This is a genomic window from Rhizobium sp. NLR16a, assembly GCF_017948245.1.
In the GTDB taxonomy this organism is placed as follows: domain Bacteria; phylum Pseudomonadota; class Alphaproteobacteria; order Rhizobiales; family Rhizobiaceae; genus Rhizobium.
The window spans coordinates 2,166,575-2,187,881 of sequence record NZ_CP072865.1 but is presented as its reverse complement, the minus strand read 5'-3'; the positions used below and the strand labels follow the sequence as shown (position 1 = coordinate 2,187,881).

27 protein-coding genes are annotated in these 21,307 nt (G+C 60.6%); 15 read left to right on the top strand and 12 right to left on the bottom strand.

From position 1 onward, the window contains the following. Positions 1-10 precede the first annotated feature (10 nt). Entirely contained in the window at positions 11-2,095 is a 2,085-nt protein-coding gene (locus J7U39_RS10730; RefSeq protein ID WP_210628215.1) for an FAD-binding protein, read from the top strand. A gap of 18 nt (positions 2,096-2,113) precedes the next feature. Here J7U39_RS10730 and J7U39_RS10725 read toward each other — a convergent pair whose 3' ends face one another. From J7U39_RS10725 to J7U39_RS10705, 5 genes are all read right to left on the bottom strand, one after another. Beyond that, a complete protein-coding gene (locus J7U39_RS10725) occupies positions 2,114-2,296 on the bottom strand; it encodes a hypothetical protein (protein ID WP_210628214.1) in 183 nt (60 codons plus the stop codon). 5 nt (positions 2,297-2,301) lie between these two features. After that, complete coding sequence (locus tag J7U39_RS10720; protein WP_210628213.1) at positions 2,302-2,532, bottom strand: hypothetical protein; 231 nt, start codon at positions 2,530-2,532, stop codon at positions 2,302-2,304. A gap of 77 nt (positions 2,533-2,609) precedes the next feature. Beyond that, positions 2,610-3,401 (bottom strand): exodeoxyribonuclease III, encoded by a 792-nt coding sequence (gene xth / locus J7U39_RS10715; RefSeq protein ID WP_210628212.1) that lies wholly within the window; start codon positions 3,399-3,401, stop codon positions 2,610-2,612. Between the two features lie 136 nt (positions 3,402-3,537). Beyond that, on the bottom strand, positions 3,538-3,939 hold the full coding sequence (locus J7U39_RS10710) for a GFA family protein (RefSeq protein ID WP_210628211.1): 402 nt from the start codon (positions 3,937-3,939) through the stop codon (positions 3,538-3,540). Between the two features lie 10 nt (positions 3,940-3,949). Beyond that, complete coding sequence (locus tag J7U39_RS10705; protein WP_210628210.1) at positions 3,950-4,447, bottom strand: hypothetical protein; 498 nt, start codon at positions 4,445-4,447, stop codon at positions 3,950-3,952. Between the two features lie 293 nt (positions 4,448-4,740). Here J7U39_RS10705 and J7U39_RS10700 point away from each other — a divergent pair, with 293 nt between their 5' ends. Next, positions 4,741-5,259 carry a hypothetical protein gene (locus J7U39_RS10700; protein WP_210631644.1) on the top strand — a complete coding sequence of 173 codons (519 nt, stop codon included), beginning with the start codon at positions 4,741-4,743 and terminating at the stop codon, positions 5,257-5,259. A gap of 48 nt (positions 5,260-5,307) precedes the next feature. Here J7U39_RS10700 and J7U39_RS10695 read toward each other — a convergent pair whose 3' ends face one another. The 3 genes from J7U39_RS10695 to J7U39_RS10685 all read right to left on the bottom strand — a co-directional run bounded on the left by J7U39_RS10695 (position 5,308) and on the right by J7U39_RS10685 (position 7,563). After that, positions 5,308-5,931, bottom strand: a complete 624-nt coding sequence (locus tag J7U39_RS10695; RefSeq protein WP_210628209.1) for a response regulator transcription factor — start codon at positions 5,929-5,931, stop codon at positions 5,308-5,310. Positions 5,932-5,933: 2 nt separating this feature from the next. Continuing rightward, the gene (locus J7U39_RS10690) at positions 5,934-7,322 is read right to left on the bottom strand and encodes a sensor histidine kinase (RefSeq protein ID WP_210628208.1); all 1,389 of its coding nucleotides are present in this window, start codon (positions 7,320-7,322) and stop codon (positions 5,934-5,936) included. A 64-nt stretch (positions 7,323-7,386) separates the two neighbouring features. After that, a complete protein-coding gene (locus tag J7U39_RS10685; protein ID WP_210628207.1) occupies positions 7,387-7,563 on the bottom strand; it encodes a hypothetical protein in 177 nt (58 codons plus the stop codon). Positions 7,564-7,723: 160 nt separating this feature from the next. Between J7U39_RS10685 and J7U39_RS10680 the strand changes: the two genes are divergently transcribed. After that, positions 7,724-8,575 (top strand): methyltransferase domain-containing protein, encoded by an 852-nt coding sequence (locus tag J7U39_RS10680; RefSeq protein WP_247241663.1) that lies wholly within the window; start codon positions 7,724-7,726, stop codon positions 8,573-8,575. A gap of 94 nt (positions 8,576-8,669) precedes the next feature. Here J7U39_RS10680 and J7U39_RS10675 read toward each other — a convergent pair whose 3' ends face one another. Then, entirely contained in the window at positions 8,670-8,942 is a 273-nt protein-coding gene (locus J7U39_RS10675; RefSeq protein ID WP_210628205.1) for a hypothetical protein, read from the bottom strand. A 192-nt stretch (positions 8,943-9,134) separates the two neighbouring features. Between J7U39_RS10675 and J7U39_RS10670 the strand changes: the two genes are divergently transcribed. The 6 genes from J7U39_RS10670 to J7U39_RS10645 all read left to right on the top strand — a co-directional run bounded on the left by J7U39_RS10670 (position 9,135) and on the right by J7U39_RS10645 (position 12,843). Next, positions 9,135-9,533 (top strand): DUF1236 domain-containing protein, encoded by a 399-nt coding sequence (locus tag J7U39_RS10670; RefSeq protein WP_210628204.1) that lies wholly within the window; start codon positions 9,135-9,137, stop codon positions 9,531-9,533. Positions 9,534-9,646: 113 nt separating this feature from the next. Next, positions 9,647-9,808, top strand: coding sequence for a hypothetical protein (locus J7U39_RS10665; RefSeq protein ID WP_210628203.1), 162 nt, complete (start codon positions 9,647-9,649; stop codon positions 9,806-9,808). Beyond that, on the top strand, positions 9,808-10,389 hold the full coding sequence (locus J7U39_RS10660) for a BA14K family protein (protein WP_210628202.1): 582 nt from the start codon (positions 9,808-9,810) through the stop codon (positions 10,387-10,389). Before J7U39_RS10665 ends, J7U39_RS10660 begins: the two co-directional genes overlap by 1 nt. Before the next feature lie 115 nt (positions 10,390-10,504). Continuing rightward, a complete protein-coding gene (locus J7U39_RS10655) occupies positions 10,505-10,819 on the top strand; it encodes a hypothetical protein (RefSeq protein ID WP_210628201.1) in 315 nt (104 codons plus the stop codon). A 61-nt stretch (positions 10,820-10,880) separates the two neighbouring features. After that, complete coding sequence (locus J7U39_RS10650; RefSeq protein ID WP_210628200.1) at positions 10,881-11,765, top strand: hypothetical protein; 885 nt, start codon at positions 10,881-10,883, stop codon at positions 11,763-11,765. 85 nt (positions 11,766-11,850) lie between these two features. After that, positions 11,851-12,843: a L,D-transpeptidase gene (locus tag J7U39_RS10645; RefSeq protein WP_210628199.1), complete on the top strand. Its 993-nt coding sequence runs from the start codon at positions 11,851-11,853 to the stop codon at positions 12,841-12,843. A gap of 45 nt (positions 12,844-12,888) precedes the next feature. Here J7U39_RS10645 and J7U39_RS10640 read toward each other — a convergent pair whose 3' ends face one another. Further along, the gene (locus tag J7U39_RS10640; RefSeq protein ID WP_210628198.1) at positions 12,889-13,680 is read right to left on the bottom strand and encodes a phenylalanine 4-monooxygenase; all 792 of its coding nucleotides are present in this window, start codon (positions 13,678-13,680) and stop codon (positions 12,889-12,891) included. 123 nt (positions 13,681-13,803) lie between these two features. Here J7U39_RS10640 and J7U39_RS10635 point away from each other — a divergent pair, with 123 nt between their 5' ends. Then, positions 13,804-14,265: an Lrp/AsnC family transcriptional regulator gene (locus tag J7U39_RS10635; protein WP_210628197.1), complete on the top strand. Its 462-nt coding sequence runs from the start codon at positions 13,804-13,806 to the stop codon at positions 14,263-14,265. A 14-nt stretch (positions 14,266-14,279) separates the two neighbouring features. On the opposite strand, the gene J7U39_RS10630 is transcribed toward J7U39_RS10635, so the two are convergent. Further along, positions 14,280-14,780, bottom strand: coding sequence for an Lrp/AsnC family transcriptional regulator (locus tag J7U39_RS10630; RefSeq protein ID WP_210628196.1), 501 nt, complete (start codon positions 14,778-14,780; stop codon positions 14,280-14,282). A gap of 131 nt (positions 14,781-14,911) precedes the next feature. Here J7U39_RS10630 and hppD point away from each other — a divergent pair, with 131 nt between their 5' ends. From hppD to maiA, 4 genes are read left to right on the top strand one after another with little or no spacing between them, the layout of a single operon-like run. Then, positions 14,912-16,021, top strand: a complete 1,110-nt coding sequence (hppD, locus tag J7U39_RS10625; protein ID WP_210628195.1) for a 4-hydroxyphenylpyruvate dioxygenase — start codon at positions 14,912-14,914, stop codon at positions 16,019-16,021. Between the two features lie 39 nt (positions 16,022-16,060). Then, a complete protein-coding gene (gene hmgA, locus J7U39_RS10620) occupies positions 16,061-17,422 on the top strand; it encodes a homogentisate 1,2-dioxygenase (RefSeq protein WP_210628194.1) in 1,362 nt (453 codons plus the stop codon). A 31-nt stretch (positions 17,423-17,453) separates the two neighbouring features. After that, positions 17,454-18,479 carry a fumarylacetoacetate hydrolase family protein gene (locus J7U39_RS10615; protein ID WP_210628193.1) on the top strand — a complete coding sequence of 342 codons (1,026 nt, stop codon included), beginning with the start codon at positions 17,454-17,456 and terminating at the stop codon, positions 18,477-18,479. Continuing rightward, on the top strand, positions 18,476-19,108 hold the full coding sequence (gene maiA / locus J7U39_RS10610; protein ID WP_210628192.1) for a maleylacetoacetate isomerase: 633 nt from the start codon (positions 18,476-18,478) through the stop codon (positions 19,106-19,108). Before J7U39_RS10615 ends, maiA begins: the two co-directional genes overlap by 4 nt. 3 nt (positions 19,109-19,111) lie before the next feature. Here the strand turns inward: maiA and J7U39_RS10605 are convergent, their stop codons facing one another. Beyond that, positions 19,112-19,582, bottom strand: coding sequence for an MEKHLA domain-containing protein (locus tag J7U39_RS10605; protein WP_210628191.1), 471 nt, complete (start codon positions 19,580-19,582; stop codon positions 19,112-19,114). Positions 19,583-19,919: 337 nt separating this feature from the next. Between J7U39_RS10605 and J7U39_RS10600 the strand changes: the two genes are divergently transcribed. Further along, on the top strand, positions 19,920-21,254 hold the full coding sequence (locus J7U39_RS10600) for a hypothetical protein (RefSeq protein WP_210631643.1): 1,335 nt from the start codon (positions 19,920-19,922) through the stop codon (positions 21,252-21,254). Positions 21,255-21,307: the final 53 nt, after the last annotated feature.

Here is a 21,307-nt window from a genome sequence, read left to right as displayed (position 1 = left end):
TGACGCGCCGATGACCATAGATGTTCCGCAGGAAATTCTTGACGCACTGACCGATGTCGATATGCCGCGGCTTCCGCCGGAGCCGCCTGCTTCCGGTCGAGCCCGCCTGGCTGGCATCGACGTACCGATCTACCGAGCCGGCTGCGTCGTCGTCGGATCTGGCGCTGCGGGTTTGCGTGCGGCGGTGGAAATGAAGCGGCGCGGCGTCGATGTCGTCATTATCAGCCAAAGCGCTTGGGGCGGAACCTCGGCCTGCTCTGGCTCCGACAAGCAAACCCTCCACACCGCGAACACGGCCGACCAGGGCGACAATTACCGGGCGATGGCCCGCGCCATCGGCAGCGGCGGCGCGATGGACGAGGACACGGCCTATGTCGAAGCGGTCGGCTCGTCACGGATGATGGCATCGCTGCAGTACTTGGGGCTGCCGCTGCCCCAGGATCCGCTCGGCGGAACGCTGAGATATCAGACCGACCATGACGAGGTCGGCCGCGCCACCAGCTGCGGCCCGCGCACCTCGCGCTTGATGGTCAAGGTGCTGGCGGAGGAGGCGATCCGACTGGGCGTGCCGTTCTACAACCAGACCACCGCGGTCAAGATCCTCATCGAAGGCGAGGGGGCTGAGCGTAACGTCACCGGCACGCTCGTCATGCGCGCCGGGGACCGTAGGCAGGAAAACCCGCTCGGCATCGCTTTGTTCGTGAGTGACGTGATCGTGCTCGCAGCCGGCGGCCCAGGCGAACTTTATCGCGACAGCGTTTATCCCAACGGCTGCTTCGGCTCCCTCGGACTGGCGCTGGAAGCGGGCGTGGAACTCGTCAACCTGACCGAAAGCCAGTTCGGCATTGGAACGCGCAGGGAGGGATTCCCGTGGAATCTGTCCGGAACATATGTCCAGGCGATTCCGCACATTTATTCGGTCGACGGCGAAGGCGCCGAACACCATTTCCTGGCGGGATATTATCGAAGTACCCAGGAGCTGGCGTCAAACATCTTCCGTAAGGGCTATCAATGGCCGTTCCACGCGACCCGCCTGCTTGATTTCGGCTCGAGCCTGGTCGATCTCGCCATTTACCGTGAGACCGCAGCGGGTCGGCGCGTCTTTATGGATTTCAATCGTAATCCTCTGCCCGTTCCCGGCGACCTGCCATTCAGCCTGGAACGGCTGGACGAGGACGTCCGTCTCTATCTCGGCAAGGCTGGCGCCGATCAGGAAATGCCGATCGATCGGTTGAAGCACATGAACCCGCTCGCGATCGAGCTCTATCGCCGCTACAAGATCGATATTGCCGCAGAGCCGCTGGAGTTCGCGGTCAACAACCAGCACATGAACGGCGGGATCATGGTCGATAGCTGGGGCCGCACCAATCTTAGGGGCTGCTACGCGGTCGGGGAAGCGGCAGGGACACATGGGGTAACACGGCCCGGTGGAGCGGCGCTGAATGCCGGACAGGTCTTCGGCACCAGGGTGGCCGAACACATCGGCGCCGGCGGCGGGGCGAAGCGGGCTGCCGCAGGACCGGTACCGGAAGCCGCGGAGGCGGGCATCGCCGATCTCCTCTCCGCGCTGCGGACTGAAAGCCCGCTCACCGTCAAAGCGGTCCGCTCGGCGGTGCAGGCGCGCATGAGCGAGAAGGCGGGCATCATCTGCGATCAAAGGAGCGTCCGCCAGGCCTTGGTCGAAGCGCGGGCGCTGAACGCCAAAGTCCGCGCCAACGGCCTCGCCTACGACCGCGCGGCCGAAGCGGTCCGAGGTGTGCAATGGCGGCACATGGCGCTCGCCTCGGAAGCGGTGCTGAGCGCGCTCGACTTCTTCATTGGCAGGGGCGGCGGCAGTCGGGGTGCACGCGCGATCTGCGATGCGGAGGGCGAATTCCTTCCGCAGGCGAGCGCCGGTCCACTGGAGGACTATCGTTTCCGCAAGGAAAGCGAAGCGCATCGCCAGGAGCAGATCGTCGTTAGGCTCGACGGCGATGAGATCAGGCTTTCAACCCGTCCGAACCGCAATTTGGACGAAGGCGCCAGATCCTTTTTCGAACGCGACTGGCCCGCCTGGTTGACGGGCCGCATCTATGATCTGGACGGCGGCGAATGAGGCGATGCTGTAATCGTATCAATCAGGATTGGCGACCGCTGGCGGAACCCGGATGCGCTCCGTATCGTCGGAGTCTTCGGCAACGGCTTCCTCGCTTTTGCGCACATGCCGTGGTGGATCTTTTCCTTCGACCGGTTTCGGCGACAATTGATCGTCGGCCCGGATTTCATCGGTATTGAGATAGTTCTTGCTCTCGCCCATGACGATCACTTCCGGTTGGAGAATTGCGGGGCAGGAATGCGACCCTTCTGATCGACGCGGCTTGTCTCAGGGTCGGAGCCGGGGACGCCGTCGCCCGCCTCGCGGCTGATGCCCATGCTGACGGGAGGCTTGCGCTGGTCGTCGATATTGGCTTCGGGCAACTCGCCGTCCCGAGTATCCTCGTTCAACGATTTCGGCGGAAGCTTGACGGAATCGGAAATGGGCTTCGTGCGCATCGGACAATCTCCTTTGCAGGCAAACTCCGGCAGGCATCGCAGGTTCCCCGATATTCTGCGATCGATGGCATTGCCGCTCACCCGGCTTCAGCTGCGGCAATATCGAGCTCGATCATGACGGGTGCGTGGTCGCTCGTATGCTCCCACCCCCGCGGCTTGCGCCGGACGGTCGCAGATCGAAGCCACGGCGCCACCGTCGGGCTGAGCAGAAAGTGGTCGATCCGAAGCCCCGCGTCACGCTCAAAACTGTTCCGCCAGTATTTCCAGAAGGTGTAGATGCGCTCGTCCGGATGCAGATGCCTGATGGCATCCGTCCAACCCTGGGAGACGAGCCGGGCATAGGCTTTGCGGACTTCGGGCCTGAAAAGCGCATCGTCTCGCCAGCGCTCCGGCTTGTAGACGTCGATCTCCGTCGGCATGACGTTGAAATCGCCGGCAAGGATGGAAGGCACCTCGATTTCGAGCAGTTCGGCGGCATAGGCGTGCAGGCGACGGAACCAGCGAAGCTTGTATTCGAACTTGGCGCTCGGAAAGGGGTTGCCGTTCGGCAGATACAGGCATCCGATCAGCATGCCCTCGATGACGGCTTCGATATACCGGCTGTGGGTGTCATCAGGATCGCCCGGAAGACCGCGCCGTGCCAGGATCGGTGTCGTGTCCTTTGCCAGGATCGCGACACCGTTCCAGGATCGCTGCCCGTGCCAGACCGCGCCGTAGCCGGCCCGTTCGAGCTCTTTTCGCGGAAACCTGGCGTCGTCGGTTTTCAGTTCCTGAAGGCAGGCGACATCGGGACTATCCTCCTTCAGCCAGCGCAGCAGGTTGGTCAGTCGCCCGTTGATCCCGTTGACATTGTAGGTTGCGATTTTCATGAGAGCTCATGCGAAGCGGTGCTGGCAAGATCGGGAAGCTGGCGCAATCTAACAGGTTCACTTGTCGCGCGTCACCGGTCTACTTCAAACGCATGTCAGCGCTGCAAAGCCGCAGCATGATTTTGCGCGGCATGCTTCAGAAGCGCTCCTGAGTTTCCTCCTCCGGTAGTCCGCGCCCGCAGTTGGCCCAGTCAAGCCGGCTCTCCACGCCGTAATGACCTGCCGGGCGAATCCTGTCGGGGCGATCGAGCGAGCCGACCGTCACGCGGATCAGTTCGTCGCCGTCATACTGAAGGAAGAGCGGCGTTCCGCATTTGCCGCAAAAGCCGCGTGTCGCAATGGGTGAGGATCGGTATACGGCAGGGGAAGCTTTTATCCAGACGAGATCTTCAACCTTGGCCTGGACAAGAACCGCGAAAGGACCTCCGGTCGCTTTCTTGCACATGTCGCAATGGCAGTATCCCGAATGCGGCGGATCGCCGGCGAATTCGTAACGGCAGGATCCGCACAGGCAGCCGCCGGTCCATTGGCTCGCCATCGTGGTCCTCTCAGCGCGTCGCGCCGAAGACGAAGGCGATGCCGGCGACGATCGCTGCAGCCGTCAGGGGCTGCCGGCGGATCCGATCCTCGATGTCCTGGACGAAACTCCTAGCTTCCGCCTTTGCCAGACGGGCTGTTCCGGACGCCAGCTCCGAGGCGGACTCCGCCATCCGACCGGCTTCTTTCTGAAGCGCGCGCAGTTCCTCGCGGTCGGCATCGAATCTGTCCGAGGCGCGGGCAATTTGGCCGGTGGAGCGTAGGGCTTGATCGACCAGCGGATAGTCTTGGTCAAGCGCGGTCGGATCAGGCTCCCGCTTCACCCGCTCAGCCGCCTCGACATCGCTGCGACCGGCGGGGATGGAGGTATGAGTGGCGGAAACAGGATCAGACGCGGGAAACGTGTCTTCGATCGCTTTGTCCAGTTCACCCTTTCGGGACTGTTTTCGCTGCTCTGCCTGCTCTTTTCGCAGGGACTGGACGGCGGGTGAATCATTCGGGTTCGGCATCGCGGTGTCCTCTGTTGCACTTTGATAATCAAAGCGATGACGAGGAAAGAAGTTCCAGAAAAATGCGTCTGCGCCTCATCCAGCAACACCACGGCGACAATGTCGACAATATACGCGCCGAGTCAGTATTTGTGATGACATCGCTTGGGGGCGCATCCACTGCATGCCGGACCAAAGTCCTGCCTTTTCTTAGTACCTAGGTCCGGTTGCATTTAGGCTTCGGAAAAGCGAAAATCCTCAAGGCCTTCCATAAGCGTAGGAACGGCGAAAAACGGATGAACAAGGGAATGGCGTTGACTATCTCGAAACGGGATTTTCTGAGATTGGGCGGCAGCGCGGCTGTGGCCTTGGTAGTTGCCGCATCGCCTGTGACAATCAATCTCGATGGCTCGCTTCGCGTTCTGTCGGTGAAACACGCAGAGGCAAAAGACGGCAATAACGGGAACGGCAACGGCGGCGGAAGCGGCAACGGCGGAGGCAGTGGCAACGGGGGAGGCAGTGGCAACGGGGGAGGCAGTGGCAACGGGGGAGGCAGTGGCAATGGGGGCGGAAACGGCGGTTCCGGCAGCAGCGCAGGTGGAAGCTCCAACAGCAACGCCCGATCCTCTTCCTCATCAGCCTCGTCGCCGACAGGATCGAAGGCCAGAGCGACCGAAGGCACCGATGGGTCGATCAACGTTCGACACGCGAACGGCATCACCGAAAGCCTTCGCAGTGGCCGATATATCATGAAGGACTCGAAGGGCAGGACGATCATAAGCAGGCAGGCGACGGCTGGCGACGCAAACCGGCTGAGCAATTTCCTTCGCTGAGGCAGAATGCGGAAAACGGCGCGGTAGGGATCGCAGATCGACCAGGCGCTATCGCCGTTCGCGCCATTGCAGGGCCGCTTCGGTCCTGTTCGAAGCGCCGAGCTTGCTCAGGATCTGTGTCATATGGTGCTTCACGGTCTTTTCCTGCAGGTTGAGGCGCAGGCCGATATGCTTGTTTGACAGACCCTGGGCGACGAGATCCATCACCTCGCGCTCCCTTGGCGTCAGACTGTTCTTGTCGGAGTTTCCGTTTTGCAGCGAATTTTCCATCGCCTTCGCCGACATCGTCGGCGAGACATATCGCGATCCGCTGAGGACGGTTTTAATCGCTTCCGCGAGACCGCGGGAGCCGACACCTTTGAGAACGTAGCCCATCGCGCCCTGCTGCAGGGCTCCGAGCAGCGTGTCCACCTCCTCCGACACCGTCAACATCAGCACTTTCGTCGACGGGCTCAGCGCCAGGACATCGCCGATCGCAGCCAATCCGCCGCCGGGCATCGAAACATCTAGAAGCATCACATCGGGGCGGTTGTTCGAGGCGATCATGGCGGCGTCTTCGCTGCTGGCGCCTTCGCCAATGACCACGAAGTCGCTCATCTCCGACAAGCTGCGCGTTACGCCCTCGCGAAAAAGCGGGTGGTCGTCCACGACCCCGACGGTGATTGGTGTCATCTCTAGTCTCCAGCTTCCATAGGCTCGAAGGTCATGGTCACGGTCGTTCCCCCTTCGCCCGTCTCGATATCGAAAGATCCCCCCAGGCTGTCGATGCGTTCGCGCAGCCCCACCAGGCCGAGGCTTGTCGGCCTCACCTCCGTCGGGTCGAAACCATCGCCACGATCACTGACCGCCACACAAACATGACCATTGTGCGACACGGCTTTCACGGTCTGCTGAACGCCCCCGCCATGGCGATAGGCGTTGTTCAAGGCTTCCTGAACGAAGCGATAGATACAGATCTTTACGGCAGCGGCGAGTTCGGGTCCATCCTCGTCAATGATCGTTTCGACAACGGTTTCCGTCTTGTGCCGATGCGCTTCGACGACCCGCAGCACGATCTCGGTGATCGACGACTTTTCGATCTGCGGGAGCACCAGGCCACTGCAGATATTGCGGATTTCCGTCATGGCTTCGGCGAGGCTCGAGCGTATCCAGGCAAGTTCTTTTTCCCGTGCTTCGGGTTCGGTGGATGCGTTGATCAATAAGTCGCTGTCCAGCCGCAGTGAAGCATAGGCAATGTGCTGTGCCGGACCGTCGTGAAGATCGGCGCCGATGCTGCGCAGATATGTTTCGTTCAGCGCCGCCACGCGCTGCGAGGCGCGCTGCAGCCGCCGCTGCAACCCGCGATTTTCCGCCAGCAGCGCAGACAATTCCTTGACCCGTTCCTTGAGATCCCTGCGCTGTGCTTCTATCGTGCGGCTTCCCCGAAACACCAGGGCGGAGAGAACGAGGAAAAAGATGCCTGTGAGAGCGGCGACGGCCCCCCAACTCTGCAGCCTCGCGTGCGCCAGACTGTCGCCGAGGCCTTCTGCCGTCTCGTAGAATTCGAGCACAGCGACCGCCTGGCCGGACCACGGCTGGAGAACCGGATTGTAGATTTCCATCAGCGGCTTGCCGATCGCGCGCTCGGTACCGCTTTCCGGGTCATCGGCAATCTCGTAGCGCGCAACGAGCGAGCCGGCGAATGCCTTCTGCAGCTTGGCGTTCAGGGGAAACTTCTGGCCCACCAGTTCCTTGTTGTTCGAGTAGAGGATGGTGCCGTCGTTTCGCCACAGCCTGAAAGAGACAAGGCGCCTGCCAAGCGCCCCCTGGCCGAGCGTTTCGTCGAGAGCCTGAGCGCTGCCTTCGTCCAGCAGAGATTCCGTTTGCATGTCGGGAAGCAGCGGCGCCACCACACTGTCGACGTAAAGCGCCGTCGCCGCGCCGGAATTATGAATGACGGCTTCCTCGATCAGATGGGTAACAAGAATGCCCACCAGAAACATGGCGGCGACCGAGACCAAGCCACCCGCGATGAAAAATTGCGAGGCGAGTGAGCGGGCATTCCAGCGGCGAAGCCAATTCATTTTGATACCGGCATGAGACTTTGCCGACTAACCTACCGCGTCTTTAGAGTTTTTCCAGACGGGATCAGGGCAGATTCCTGGTATCGAAGACCTCTGCGCCTCTGATGCTCTCGGTCAATTGGAGGCTATCGCCTGACATGGCTGCGCCGAAGACATAGAGAAGGCCGGCCAGAACGATGACGAGGGCGATGACCGAGATGTTCCAAGCGTCATTGGCATGGGATCTGTTCCTCTGGGGCATGTGCGGATCTCCTTACGTATCCTTCAAACGACGCGGTCAGGCGCGTCGTTCCTCTACGGGGACTTCGGTCGAAGGGGCCTGGGACCAAGGTCCGTCCCCGTGGACAACAGCGGGTTCAGCCATATTTCAGTTCTGATGGAGTTGGGTTTGGAGGCTTATGGTGACAACTTCTGCGAACATCGAAGGCGGCGCAGACGCCGCATTTGTCGCGTCACCCACACCGTTCGGGGCAGGCGTCGCCGACCTTTACCAGGCCCTTCTCGTACCGATTCTTTTCGAGCCCTACGCGTCGGAGATGGCAATCGTCGCCGAACGGTCGAAGCCGGTCAGCGTGCTCGAAGTCGCGGCGGGGACTGGCGCTTTGACCCGCGCTCTGCGGGCGAAGCTCGATCCGACGGCCGAGATCGTTGCCACCGATTTCAGCCAGGCGATGATCGATGTCGGCGCACCATCACTGACGATGTCGCGAACGCATTGGATGCACGCGGATGCGCAGGATCTGCCGTTCGCCCATTTGATGTTCGATCTCGTCGCGTGCCAGTTCGGTGTCATGTTCTTTCCTGACAAGCCGAAGGCTTATCGCGAGGCGAAAAGAGTGTTGCGGAGCGGAGGCCATTTCCTGTTTTCGACGTGGGATTCGCTTGCTGCCAACGATTTCGCACGATGTGTGGACGAATGTCTGGCAGGCATCTTCCCGCCGGATCCTCCAGATTTCCTGAGGCGCCTGCCATATTCGTATTTCGACCCTGGCTCGATCAAGGCTGAAGTGTCATCGGCGGGCTTCGAGGCCGTTTCCTGCGAACGGCTCGAACTGACCTCTGCCGCGGCCACAGCACATGATGTCGCGACCGCTTTCTGCCGGGGCACGCCGCTCAGCGGAGAAATTGAATCGCGGGCACCGGAGCGCATGTCGGAGATTGTTGATGAGGTGGCCGAGCGGGTGGCGTCCCGCCATGGCGCCCGCCCTTGCGGCAGCATGAGCGCCCTGGTCGTCTCCGGCCGGACCCCTTAACCCCTTCCGGCATCCTCTTGCGCGCGGATAGCCGGTGCCGGGGCTCGTACGGACAACATTGCCCTGCCGCCTGGATTGAACTGACGGTCGCCGATTAGGGGATGAGGCTGTCGTTGGGGTGGGGAGGGGCATGGATCGCGCCGATGACGTGCTGTTCGATCTCGACACAGGTTTCGTCATATTCCCGCACCAGCTTCAAATTGAACCGTCGTCTTCTAAGCCGATCACGCGCTTCGACTGCCATCTGATAGGCCTCGAAAAGCTCGAGCTGCCACGGGTCCCGTGCCTGCATGATCAGCGTCCGCATTTGCGGCAGACGCATGGCCAGGCGCCTGCGTCCAGCTTCCCGGCGGTTGGATCGTGTCATCTCCTTCGGCCTCCTGCCCAAGCCGGCGATGCGATGGCGTTCGGCTCGAGAATAGCGCCGCCAACGAATATTGAAATCCAGACCAAGGGCCGGGATGCCTCAGACCGAGGTCCGGGGCGTGGAACGACCTCGTTGCCAGCAAGTTGGTTTGGCAGCGGCAAGCAGGCCGCATTGAAAGGCAAGGAGGAAAAGATGCTCTTCAAGCTTATTGCAGGCGCGGCAACTGCCATGACCCTGATGTCAGGTGTCGCATTCGCCCAGTCCTCGACCGTGAATGGTGCGGCTGGTGGCGCAATCACCGGAGCCATCGTCGGTGGTCCCGCCGGTGCTGCCATCGGCGGCGTTGCCGGCGCAGTCGTCGGCACGGCGATCGATCCGCCGCCTGAGAAGGTCGTCACCTATGTCCGCGAGGCTCCGGCACCGTCGGCACGCGTCGTTGTGAAGGAAAAGGTGGTCGTCGGCCAGCCACTGCCGGAAACGGTCGTGGTGACACCCGTTCCGGACGATCCGACATATGCCTACGCGGTGGTCAATGACGAGCGTGTCATTGTCGAACCCTCGTCCCGCAAGGTGATTCAGGTGATCAAGTGACGTGATTGTTCACGTGGCCCTGCCGCGTCTTCCTTTCGCACATCAGCTTTGAGGTTGGCCGCACGATGGACGACAGCGTCGTCGTGCGGCCGCACGGATCGAGGAGAGGGAACATGATCTATTCCGAAGAGAAATCCGCTGGTCTCGCCGTGCCGCTGATCGCCATCCTCTTGGCGATCGCCGGCATTATCGCCGTGCTGGTCGCCACCGGCGGTCACAGCAGCGCCGGGCCGCGTGTCTGGGTCCCCCAGGCACAACAGCAGGGAGCGAGCTGATGAATGCCATTGCGACCGTCGCCTTCGGCATCGTCAGCTCGGTTGGCGCCTGCATGGCAGCGGCCTCCGTTGCCTCGCATGTGGTGGCGGATTCCGGACCGCCCGCGCTCACGGACCTTGCCGCCCCCGATCTATGGACGACGAGTCCGGTGAAGGTCGATCCACGTCGGCAGCATTATGAGCGAATTCCGCCGGTCTATTCCAGCTATGTCACCGAGGCTCCGGCGACCGTCGCGCCAAGTATGGCTTCGCAACCCGCTCGTCCGTCGACAGAACTGCAGGCACCGCAGCCAAAATTCGCCGCCGAGCACCTTGCCTGGTGCGCCAAGCGCTACCGTTCCTTCGATCCTGTGACCAACAGCTACCGATCCTATAAGGGCGAGATCCGCGAATGCTCCTCACCGTTCCAGCAGAATATCGCCGCAAGCCCTGAAGACGGCCGCACGAAAGTCAATGCGCAGGCGGCAGCCCGATGTGCCGCCCGATACAGATCGTATCGGCCGGAAGACAACACCTATCAGCCATGGGATGGTCCACGCCGCAATTGCGACATGTCGGATCTGGTCGCGACGAGCAATTAACCATGGCCGGGCAGCCCGTACAAAATGGAACCGTGCCGCCTAGCCAGACTAAAGTCCGTGTTGTAATCGCACCGGTTGTGATATCCGGTTGCATTTGAGGGGGCGGAGAGCGGGGATGGCGACGACGCTGATAGCAGAAATCCACCAAGCGCAGACAAGGCTTCCGTTCTTGAGCAGGGCGGAGCGCGGAGCCCTTATCGTTCGCATTCTTCGCGAGTTGAAGATACTTCGTCGCGATATTCTCGGAAATGTGCCGGCCGATCGCTGCGTTTGGATCGATAAACTGATCGCGTCGGTTTCTTCGACGGTATCGGAAATCGTCACGATGCCGGACGCCGAGTTCAACCGTGTCTTGAACGAGTTCGAAAAGCTCATGGCGACGCTGCATAACATTTCGCACCCGCAGAAGCCGTCGAAGACGGTTCACTAGCGTCGTTAAGGCGACGCACGGCCCGAGGAAACCGATCCTGGCGCGGGAGCGTTCTCCCCCTATGATCGAAACAAAATCGCCCGCTGACCGGGACGAGAAGTCGCTCGGTGACCATGAGCCGAAGCCAGGTGCAGAGGTTTCCTTTCCTTACGACAGGATAACGGTCGACCAGTTCCGGAACCGTTTCCCTCGTGCCCGCTGGAACGACGTGCGAAAAGCCTGGTTCGTTCCCGGCCGAACCGCGTCCCGTCGCATCGGTCGATGGCTTGCCGAGCTGGAGGCCGAAGCCGACGCGCATGCGGATGCGAAGGGGCGCGATGCCTTCGCCTTCGATCCCATCGACAGTCCATATCTGGAACTCGGCAAGGCCGGCTTTCGAATCCGCACGCCTTATTCAAAAACTGTCGTCGATGAGCTGCGCGAGGTGCCGTTCTCGTTATGGGACGGCGATCTTCGAATATGGCACGTGCCCTTTCGATCCTATGAGGAACTGCGACGCAGATGGCCCGACATCGAAGCGGCGGCTCGCAGAAACGAACCGGAGGAGAGGCGACGGCGTGCCGAGGAGCGGAAGGGAACCGAAGGGGAGGTGCGCAGCAGGCTTCGCGCAGCGGAACGCAAGCGACGCCGTTACCCCCTTGCGGCCGACGACCTGCCGCCGACAGGACGTCCGGTGGCGACCGCGTATGGGATCGTTGTTTTTACTTATATCACCGGCGAACTGGTCGATCCGGCTCTGGTCGCGGACTTCTATCCCGGTGTCACCGAGGATCATCTCTGGGGAGTTTGGCGGGTGCCGACATTCGACGAACTTGTCCGTACCTGGCCTGCGAAAACGTCTCCCCGTCGAAATGCCGAATGGTGGCAGCCGACGATCGAAGAACTGAGGCCCGCCCGGCACGCCGCAAGATCACGCGAAGCCAGGAAGCAAGCGAAGGCGCAGTGACCGGAGTCTCGCGGACTTGTAGATGCTGCGTCGACAACGCCGGCCCGACGTGGGAACAAATTCCCACGTCGGCCATTTGTTGTCCATGAAGACAGCCCTGCCGATGTCGCTGCTCGCTCTGGCCCTCTCCGTTGGCGGCGCCGTCGCGCGGGAGCTTCGTCCCGAAGCGATCAATGCCGCTTCCCTTGCCGACATCGGGAAAGGAAAGCTGTCGCCGTCAGATCCGGATCCGGCGATCGTCCGCCTCCAGGTCCTGCTCGACCGTGCCGGCTCCTCTCCCGGCGTGATCGATGGTCTCTCCGGCGAGAACGTCGACAAGGCTGTGGCCGGGTTCGAGGCGATGAACAAGCTTCCTGTCGACGGCAGGCCGGATCCGGATGTCGCCTCCCGCTTGGAAGACAATTCGGCCATCATCGAAAGCTATGTCGTCTCGCCGGAGGACGCCACGGGGCTCGTTGACAGAATTCCTGAGGATTACGGCGAGAAGGCAAAGATGCAGAGCCTCGGCTATACCAGCGTTGCGGAGAAGCTGTCCGAGCGCTTCCACATGGATCTCGATCTCTTGAACGCGCTCAACCCGGGTTCGCAGTTCGCGCCCGGCGACAAGGTGTGGGTCGTTAATCCGGGCCCTCCCAGGCAAGGCAAGGTCAAAAGCATCGAGGCTGACAAGAAGGCAGGGCAGGTGCTGGCCTATGGCGAGGATGGATCGCTGCTTGCCGTCTATCCCGCGACCATCGGCAGCGAGGACAATCCGGCGCCCTCAGGAAAGCACAAGGTCAAGGGTGTCGCGCGAATGCCAGTGTACCGATATGATCCGAAGCGCAACTTCAAGCAGGGGAAGAACGACAAGGTTCTAACAATCCCGAAGGGACCGAACGGTCCGGTCGGCAGCGTTTGGATCGATTTGACGGAGCCGACCTATGGCATACACGGGACGCCGGAGCCGAAGCTCATCGACAAGATCGGCTCGCATGGCTGCGTACGGCTGACGAATTGGGACGCCGAAGAGCTGGCCGGCATGGTCAAGCCGGGCGTCCGCGTCGAATTCGTCAATCGCAGCTCCGCCGATCCGAAGTGAAACGCAGGATCTGACGACTACTCACACGCTACCGCCGCGTCAGGATTACGAAGCCTTGGCTTCGAAAGCCGGGGCGAAATCTCCCAGCGATTTCGCCTTGAGGATCGCGCCGCCGATATCCTGCTCCACGATCGACTCGAGATCGGCAAAGCTGTCGATGACATAGTAGATCGGCTGGAGGATATCGATGCGGTAGGGCGTCCGGAGCACGCTCATCAAATCGAACGGCCGGAATTCGCACGCCGTGCCTTCCGTTGCCGCCTTCGCTTCGCTCGGCGAGGAGACGATACCGGCGCCGAAGCATCGGCGTCCTTGCGGTGTGTTGATCAGGCCGAATTCGACGGTGAACCAGAAAATCCGGAACAGATGCCATGAATAGCCCTTGCCGAGGTGCATGGCAGTTTCGCCAAAATGCCGGACGAAATTGGCATAGCTCTGGTTGGTCAGCAGCGGGCAATGGCCGAACACTTCGTGGAACAGATCCGGTTCCTCAATATAATCGATATGCTCGCGGCGGCGCAGGAAGGTCGCCAGCGGGAACTTGCCCTGCGACAGAAGTTCATAGAAGCGCGAAGGCGGAATGAGCGCCGGCACGCCTTCGACGCCGAAACCGGTGGTCTCATTCAGGCGTCTGTTCACATCGAGGAGCTGAGGCACTTTCTCCGGTCTGAGCCCCAGCAATTTGACGCCGTCCAGATATTCCTGGCAAGCCTTGTCGGCCAAGAGCTTCATCTGACGCCGGTAGAGTTCGCCCCAGATTGCATCTTCTTCGGGGGTGTAGTCATAGAGGCCGTCCGGGCCGGGCAGTTTGGCGGTGTAGCTGCTTTCCTTGGTCATTGGCTGATCCTCCCGGGAATGGCGATATTTCTGCCATTATGCTCCGTGTTTGACGGATTTTCTTTTCTTTCATGCCGGTTATCGCCATAGTGGTGGGCGATATTTTCGAATGCGACGGCTAAAATGAAAGAAACTGGGAATTTCCGCCGCAAGCTTCTGCAGCTGATCCAGGCCGACGGCACCCTGTCGCTGGCGGACCTGGCTGAAAAGGCCGGCATGTCGCAGAGTTCGGCCTGGCGGAAGATCCAGGAACTCGAAGCCGACGGCGTCATCCGTAAGCGCGTGACGTTGCTCGATCCCGGCAAACTCGATCTCAAGCTCTGCGTGATTGCCCACGTCACGCTGGAGGATCACCATGAGGAGGCGGTGGCTTCTTTCGCTTCAGTGGTGCTGGAGCGGCCGGAGATCATGGAGTGCTACGCCTTGTCGGGCGCCTTCGATTACATGCTGAAGATAAGGGCGAAGGACGTCGAAAGCTACGAAGCCTTCATGACCCGCTATCTCATGCGCAATCCGCATGTGCGAACCGTCGTATCGAGCTTCGTGTTGCGCGAGCTGAAATTCTCCACCGAACTGCCGCTCTGAGCACGGCGACGAAATCATCGCGCGCTGTCGCCATGCCGGCTGCCCGGCGTCATCACCGGATAGCCTTCGAACGTTTTCAGCGTGTCGAGCACGATTGAGGTTTTCACGTGCTGCACGGATTCGTGCGGCAGCAGAACGTCGTTGACGAACTTCGACAGATCGGCGAGCCCACGGGTCGCCACCTTGAGGTGATAGTCCATTTCGCCGGTCAGCGCATAGGCTTCGAGAACCTCGGGCAGGCCGTTGATCAGTTGCGAAAATCGACGGGCATTGTCTCGGTTGTGGGTCGCAAGCGTGACGGAAATGACCACCAGCATATCGAGCCCCAGCTTCTCCCGATCGAGGTGGGCACGGTAGCTGCGAATATATCCCTCGGCTTCCAGTCTGGTGCGCCGGCGTGAGCATTGCGACGGTGAAAGCGCGATCCGCTCACCTAGCTCGTTATTCGTGAGCCTGCCATCCTTTTGAAGTTCCAAGAGGAGGCGCATATCCAACTTGTCGAGGGGCTCATCCATTGCGCAAAATCTCCATAATGCTCACAGGTCGTGCATAATTTGTTCCTTCTGCATCAAGAACGCAAGAACTTTGCGCGTGTTTTGAGCCATAGTTTGCATAGAAAATGCAGTCTCCTCTGGAGGAAAAGAAAATGGGTCCGTTCCCGCATGATGCACCTCCGTCGGAAATCACCGCCGACAATCCGGCCGGCACCGACGGCTTCGAATTCGTCGAATTCGCCCACCCCGAGCCTGAGAAGCTCAGCGAGCTCTTCACGCGCATGGGTTATGTAGCGGTTGCCAGGCATAAGACGAAAAACATTACCGTCTGGCGCCAGGGCGACATCAATTATGTCCTCAATGCCGAGCCCGGCAGCCATGCGGCCCGTTTCGTCGCAAAGCATGGTCCCTGCGCTCCATCGATGGCCTGGCGCGTGGTCGATGCCAGGCACGCCTTCGATCACGCCGTGTCGAATGGCGCCGTTCCCTATGAAGGAAATGACAAAGTGCTCGACGTTCCCGCGATTGTCGGCATTGGCGGCTCGCTGCTCTATTTCGTCGAGACCTATGGGGCAAAGGGATCGGCTTACGAGGCTGAGTTCGATTGGCTTGGCGAGCCCAATCCGAATCCCACCGGGATTGGCTTTTATTATCTCGACCATCTCACCCATAACGTCTTCCGCGGCAACATGGACAAGTGGTGGGATTTCTACCGCAATCTGTTCAACTTCAAGCAGATCCACTTCTTCGATATTGATGGGCGCATCACCGGCCTCGTCAGCCGCGCCATCACCTCGCCCTGCGGCAAGATCCGCATACCGTTGAATGAATCGAAGGACGACACCAGCCAGATCGAGGAATATCTGAAGAAGTACCGGGGCGAGGGCATTCAGCACATCGCCGTCGGAACGGAGGATATATACGAAGCGACCGACCGGCTTGCTGATAACGGCCTGCGCTTCATGCCGGGGCCTCCCGAGACCTATTACGATATGTCCTATGAGCGTGTGAACGGCCATAGGGAGCCGATCGACCGCATGAAGAAGCACGGCATTCTGATCGACGGCGAAGGTGTGGTGAACGGCGGCATGACGAAAATCCTGCTGCAGATCTTTTCCAAGACGGTGATCGGCCCGATCTTCTTCGAATTCATCCAGCGCAAGGGTGATGAGGGCTTCGGCGAAGGCAACTTCCGTGCGCTTTTCGAGTCGATCGAAGCCGATCAGATCAAGCGTGGTGTCATCGGCACGGCAGCGGAGTAAACTCTACGGCGCAGTAGAGTTTTCGGGGAGGAGTTGAGCATGGACCAGACATCGATCCAGGCCGCCGATGCGGAAGCGGCGACGGCAAACAGGCTGAAATATATGCCGGGTTTCGGCAACGACTTCGAGACGGAGTCGCTGCCCGGCGCTTTGCCGCAGGGCCAGAACAGCCCGCAGAAATGCAATTACGGCCTTTATGCCGAACAGCTTTCCGGCTCGCCCTTCACCGCGCCGCGCGGGACGAATGAACGGTCCTGGCTGTACCGCATTCGCCCGAGCGTGCGTCACAGCCGCCGCTTCTCGAACGCCTCCTATCCGCTCTGGAAAACCGCGCCTTGCCTGGACGAACATTCGCTGCCGCTCGGCCAGCTTCGCTGGGATCCCATCCCCGCGCCTGAGGAGAAGCTGACCTTTCTGGAGGGAGTGCGGACGATGACTACGGCAGGCGATGCCGTGACTCAGGTCGGCATGTCGGCGCATGCCTATGTTTTCAACGAAGACATGGTCGACGATTATTTCTTCAACGCTGACGGCGAACTGATGATCGTGCCGCAGCTCGGCGCCATCAGAGTGTTCACCGAAATGGGCATCATGGACGTCGAGCCGCTGGAGATATGCCTCGTCCCCCGCGGCATGATGTTCAAGGTCACGACAGTCGGCGAGCAGACGGTCTGGCGTGGCTATATCTGCGAGAACTACGGCGCGAAATTCACATTGCCGGACCGCGGGCCGATCGGCGCCAATTGTCTGGCAAACCCGCGCGACTTCAAGACGCCGGTCGCCGCCTTTGAGGACAAGGAAACACCCTGCCGCGTCCATGTGAAATGGTGCGGCAAATTCTATGTCACCGAGATCGGCCACTCGCCGCTTGATGTGGTCGCCTGGCACGGCAATTACGCACCTTACAAATATGACTTGCGAACGTTTTCGCCGGTGGGCGCGATCAGCTTCGATCATCCCGATCCGTCGATCTTTTCGGTGCTGACTGCGCCGACCGAAGATGCGGGTACGGCGAATGTCGATTTCGTGATATTTCCGCCGCGTTGGCTGGTCGCCGAGCACACCTTCCGGCCGCCCTGGTACCACCGCAACATCATGAGCGAGTTCATGGGCCTGATCCATGGTCAGTATGACGCCAAGGAGGAGGGCTTCGTGCCGGGCGGCATCAGCCTGCACAACATGATGCTGCCCCATGGGCCGGATGCGCTCGCCTTCGACAAGGCGTCCAACAGCGAACTCAAACCGGTGAAGCTCGATCACACAATGGCCTTCATGTTCGAGACCCGCTACCCGCAGCAGCTGACGAAATACGCAGCCGAGCTCGAAACGCTGCAGGAGGATTACCTCGAATGCTGGGATGGCCTGGAACGCAAGTTCGATGGGACCCCGGGCATCAAATGAAGATCCGCCCCTCCGGCACTGGAACTACGACATGAAACTTGCGACCTTGAAGGACTCCACCAGGGACGGCCGCCTCGTCGTCGTTTCCCGCGATCTGACCCGCTGTTCAGAGGTCGGCCACATCGCCCGCACCCTGCAGGCGGCGCTCGACGACTGGGAGCATGTCGCTCCGAGACTTCGGCTGGTTGCCGAAGGCATCGAGACGGGGGCTCAGCCGACCATCCGCTTTCACGAACACGACGCCGCATCGCCTTTGCCGCGCGCCTATCAATGGGCCGACGGCTCGGCCTACGTCAACCACGTCGAACTGGTGCGCAAGGCGCGCGGCGCCGAAATGCCGGCAAGCTTCTGGACCGATCCGCTGATGTATCAAGGCGGCTCGGATGGTTTCCTCGCGCCGCGCGATCCGATCCTCGTGGCGGATGAGGCCTACGGGATCGACATGGAGGGCGAGGTTGCCGTTATCACCGGCGATGTTGCCATGGGAGCCAGCCCCGAGGCTGCGCGCGGCGCCATCCAGCTGCTGATGCTCGTCAACGACGTGTCGCTGCGCGGCCTGATCCCGGAGGAGCTTGCCAAGGGCTTCGGTTTCTTCCAGTCCAAGCCCGCTTCGGCATTTTCTCCGGTTGCGGTGACGCCGGACGAGCTTGGGGCCGTCTGGGATGGCGGCAAGCTGCATCTGCCGCTGCTCGTAAGCTTGAATGGCAAGCCGTTCGGCAAGGCGAATGCCGGCGTCGACATGACATTCGACTTCGGCCAGCTGATTGCCCATGCCGCCAAAACCCGCCACCTCGTGGCCGGTACGATCATCGGCTCCGGCACGATCTCCAACAAGCTCGACGGCGGCCCCGGCAAGCCGGTGGGCGTGGGAGGAGATGGATACTCCTGCATTGCCGAATTGAGAATGATCGAGGCCATCGAGAGCGGATCGCCGAAGACCCCCTTCATGAGGTTCGGCGACCAGGTCCGCATCGAGATGAAGGATCATGCCGGCCATTCGATCTTCGGGGCAATCGAGCAGATGGTGGGAAGATACGAGGGAGCTGCCGGGGGATGAACGAGATCATTCTCTACGATTACTGGCGATCATCGGCGAGTTATCGCGTGCGGATCGCGCTCAATCTTCTGGGCCTCGACTATCAGACGGTGCCGATCAACTTGCTCGACGGTGCGCACAAGATGCCGGACTACCTCGCGCTCAACCCGCAGGGGCTCGTGCCGACACTGGTGATGGATGGGAAAACGCTGACACAGTCGCTGGCCATCATCGAATATCTGGCCGAGTCTCGGCCGGAATACGGATTGCTGCCATCGGATAGCTTCGATCGCCACAGAGTGCGCGCCCTCGCATATGCGATGGCCATGGACATCCATCCGATCTGCAACCTCCATGTCGTCTCGCATCTTCTGACGCTGACCGACAAGGCCGAGGCTCGCGAGGAATGGATGAAGCATTTCATCGGCGATGGACTTCGCAAGCTGGAGATCATGCTCGGCGAATCCGATGGCGCGTTCAGCTTTGGCGGCAGGCCGTCGATCGCCGATCTCTGCCTTGTTCCCCAAGTCTACAATGCCCGCCGCTGGGGCGTTGATATGACTGCTTTCAGACGCATCAGCGATATCGACGCCAGATGCGCTGAACTCCCCGCCTTTCAGGCAGCGCATCCGGACCGCGTGAAACCGTAGGAACTACGCGTCCCGCCACGATGAAAATATCGCAGCCTGGCCCAACCGCTTGCCCGTCTCATCGATAAGCTGCCAGACAGTGAAATTTTCGACCCAGAAACGGCGGCCCGATTTCGCGACCCTGAGGCCGCGGCCGTTATTGACGAAACCATCGCGCGTGACGGCATCGAGCAGCCGCTGGCGCTCGGCGCGATCAGGCTGCTCGGCCGATAGTCGCGACGGCAGCATGATGAATTCGTCCCAGTTATATTCGAAGCAGTTCTGCGCAGTCCTGTTTGCATAGATGAAGCGCGGGTCGGGCAGCGTATTATGCGCGAGGACCACGAAAGGCGCTTGGCTGTAAAGCCAGTCCGGCCCTTGCCCATCCTCCACAAGACGGCGGCCGACAATGCGCTGGTAGCTGCCGGCAAGAAGGGCGAAGAAATCGGGATCATTCCTCAGGTCAAGGGCGTGGTCGTCATAGGAAGAAGTCACGAACTGCCTCACTGGTCAAATGCCTCGGTCCAGGCGACATAGCCGATATCAATTGCACGCGTCTATGATGTCTGGTGAACTGCGATCCTTTTCGGCGAGGGCCGGCATTTACCTTGTCTCATCACTTCTGATTGTGACGCTTGCCAGAAGATCGCCCTTGTGCATTGATCTGAGCTGCTGGGGCAGCTGTCAACATTCTCTGCGAAGCTATTGTTCTTCGGACCGTTATCGGTTTTGGCCGGTCGCGGATGAGGCTGGGGTGGAGCAGGTAATTTTCATCGTCCGGCTATACAGACATGCGCAAGCAATGCTGCGAATGACGACAGGAGAAGTACGGGTGCTCGAGGGCTGGGGAAGAATGCGGAAATTCGTCTCGTTGATATCGATGCTGCTGGCGTTCGTCGCCATAGCCGGGGAGGGGCATGCGGCCATTTCCTACCAACGTCTGGAGACCGCGCCGGGAGAGCGCGCCCTGACGATAAAAGGCGTGTTCGAGGGTTCCGACGATGCGATGACGCTTGTCGACGAATATACGCAGTACCAGCCGAGCTATGTCACCTTTGACTCGCCCGGCGGAAACGTGGTCGCAGCGATCAGGTTCGGCCGGGCCCTCCGCCTCCTGAATGCAAAAACGATACAGATCAGAGCCGCCGAGTGCGCGTCGGCTTGCGCCTTCGCCTTCGTCGGTGGCGTTGAAAGATTTGCCGAGCCGGGCTCTATCGGCGTGCATCGGGTTTCCCTGTCCGACGATGTTGCCATCGACAACAAGTTGGCCGTCTCGACTGTTCAAGCACTGACCGGCGAGATCATCGGCTATCTCACCGAGATGGGGGTAAGCCCCAATCTGCTGCAGCTCAGCCTGTCGATCGACAGCACCGATATACGGTATCTCACCGCTGCGGAAATGCGGGACTGGAACATCAACACGCCCGAGGATATGCCCTCGGCACAGGAAAGCGCGCCGCCCCCGCCGGGCGCCGCACCGCAGGAGAGCGCAACACCCGCCGACATGCCGTCAGACCCGAGCGATCCCGAGGAAATGGCCGCCTCCGAACCCGGCGACCTGACCACGGAGGCGGTTGATTTCGTCAACCGATACAATGACGAATGGTCGAAAGACAGTGCTTCGGCGTTGGCCTTTATGAAGGGCGTCTATGCCGACGAGGTTTCCTTCTTCGGAAACTCGGTCGACAAAGATGCCGTCCTGGAGGAAAAGGCAGCCTTCGCCCAACGCTGGCCGGAGCGCATCTACAGCGTCAAGCCGGGCTCCGTGACGGCCAGCTGTGCCGGAAAATGCGAAATGTCGGGAATTGTCGAGTGGTTTGCCGGAAACAGAGACACGGGTAAGACGTCCTCCGGGATGGCCGAATTCTCTTTCGTGTGGAACACTGCCTCTCTGCAGATCGAGGCCGAGACCGGAAAGGTGCTCGCCACGGACAAGGGGGCAAAGGCGCCGGATCGGTTGATCCATCAGTGGACAGGACTGGACGACATCTGCCGCACGAGTGTCGATCGCAAGGGACCCGATACGCTGCGGGCATGCAAACGGCGCGACGAACTCGGTTCGCTGCTCAATCGCGCCGACTGGTGCTATGGCTATAAGGATGAAGCCGAAATAAACTGGGAGTGGCACAAATGCGATGCCAACTCCCGGAGCTATACGAGTAAGTAGCGCGCAGGCCCAAAGACGAGCGACCGCTGGTTCGCCCGGAGGAGGAAATGTTG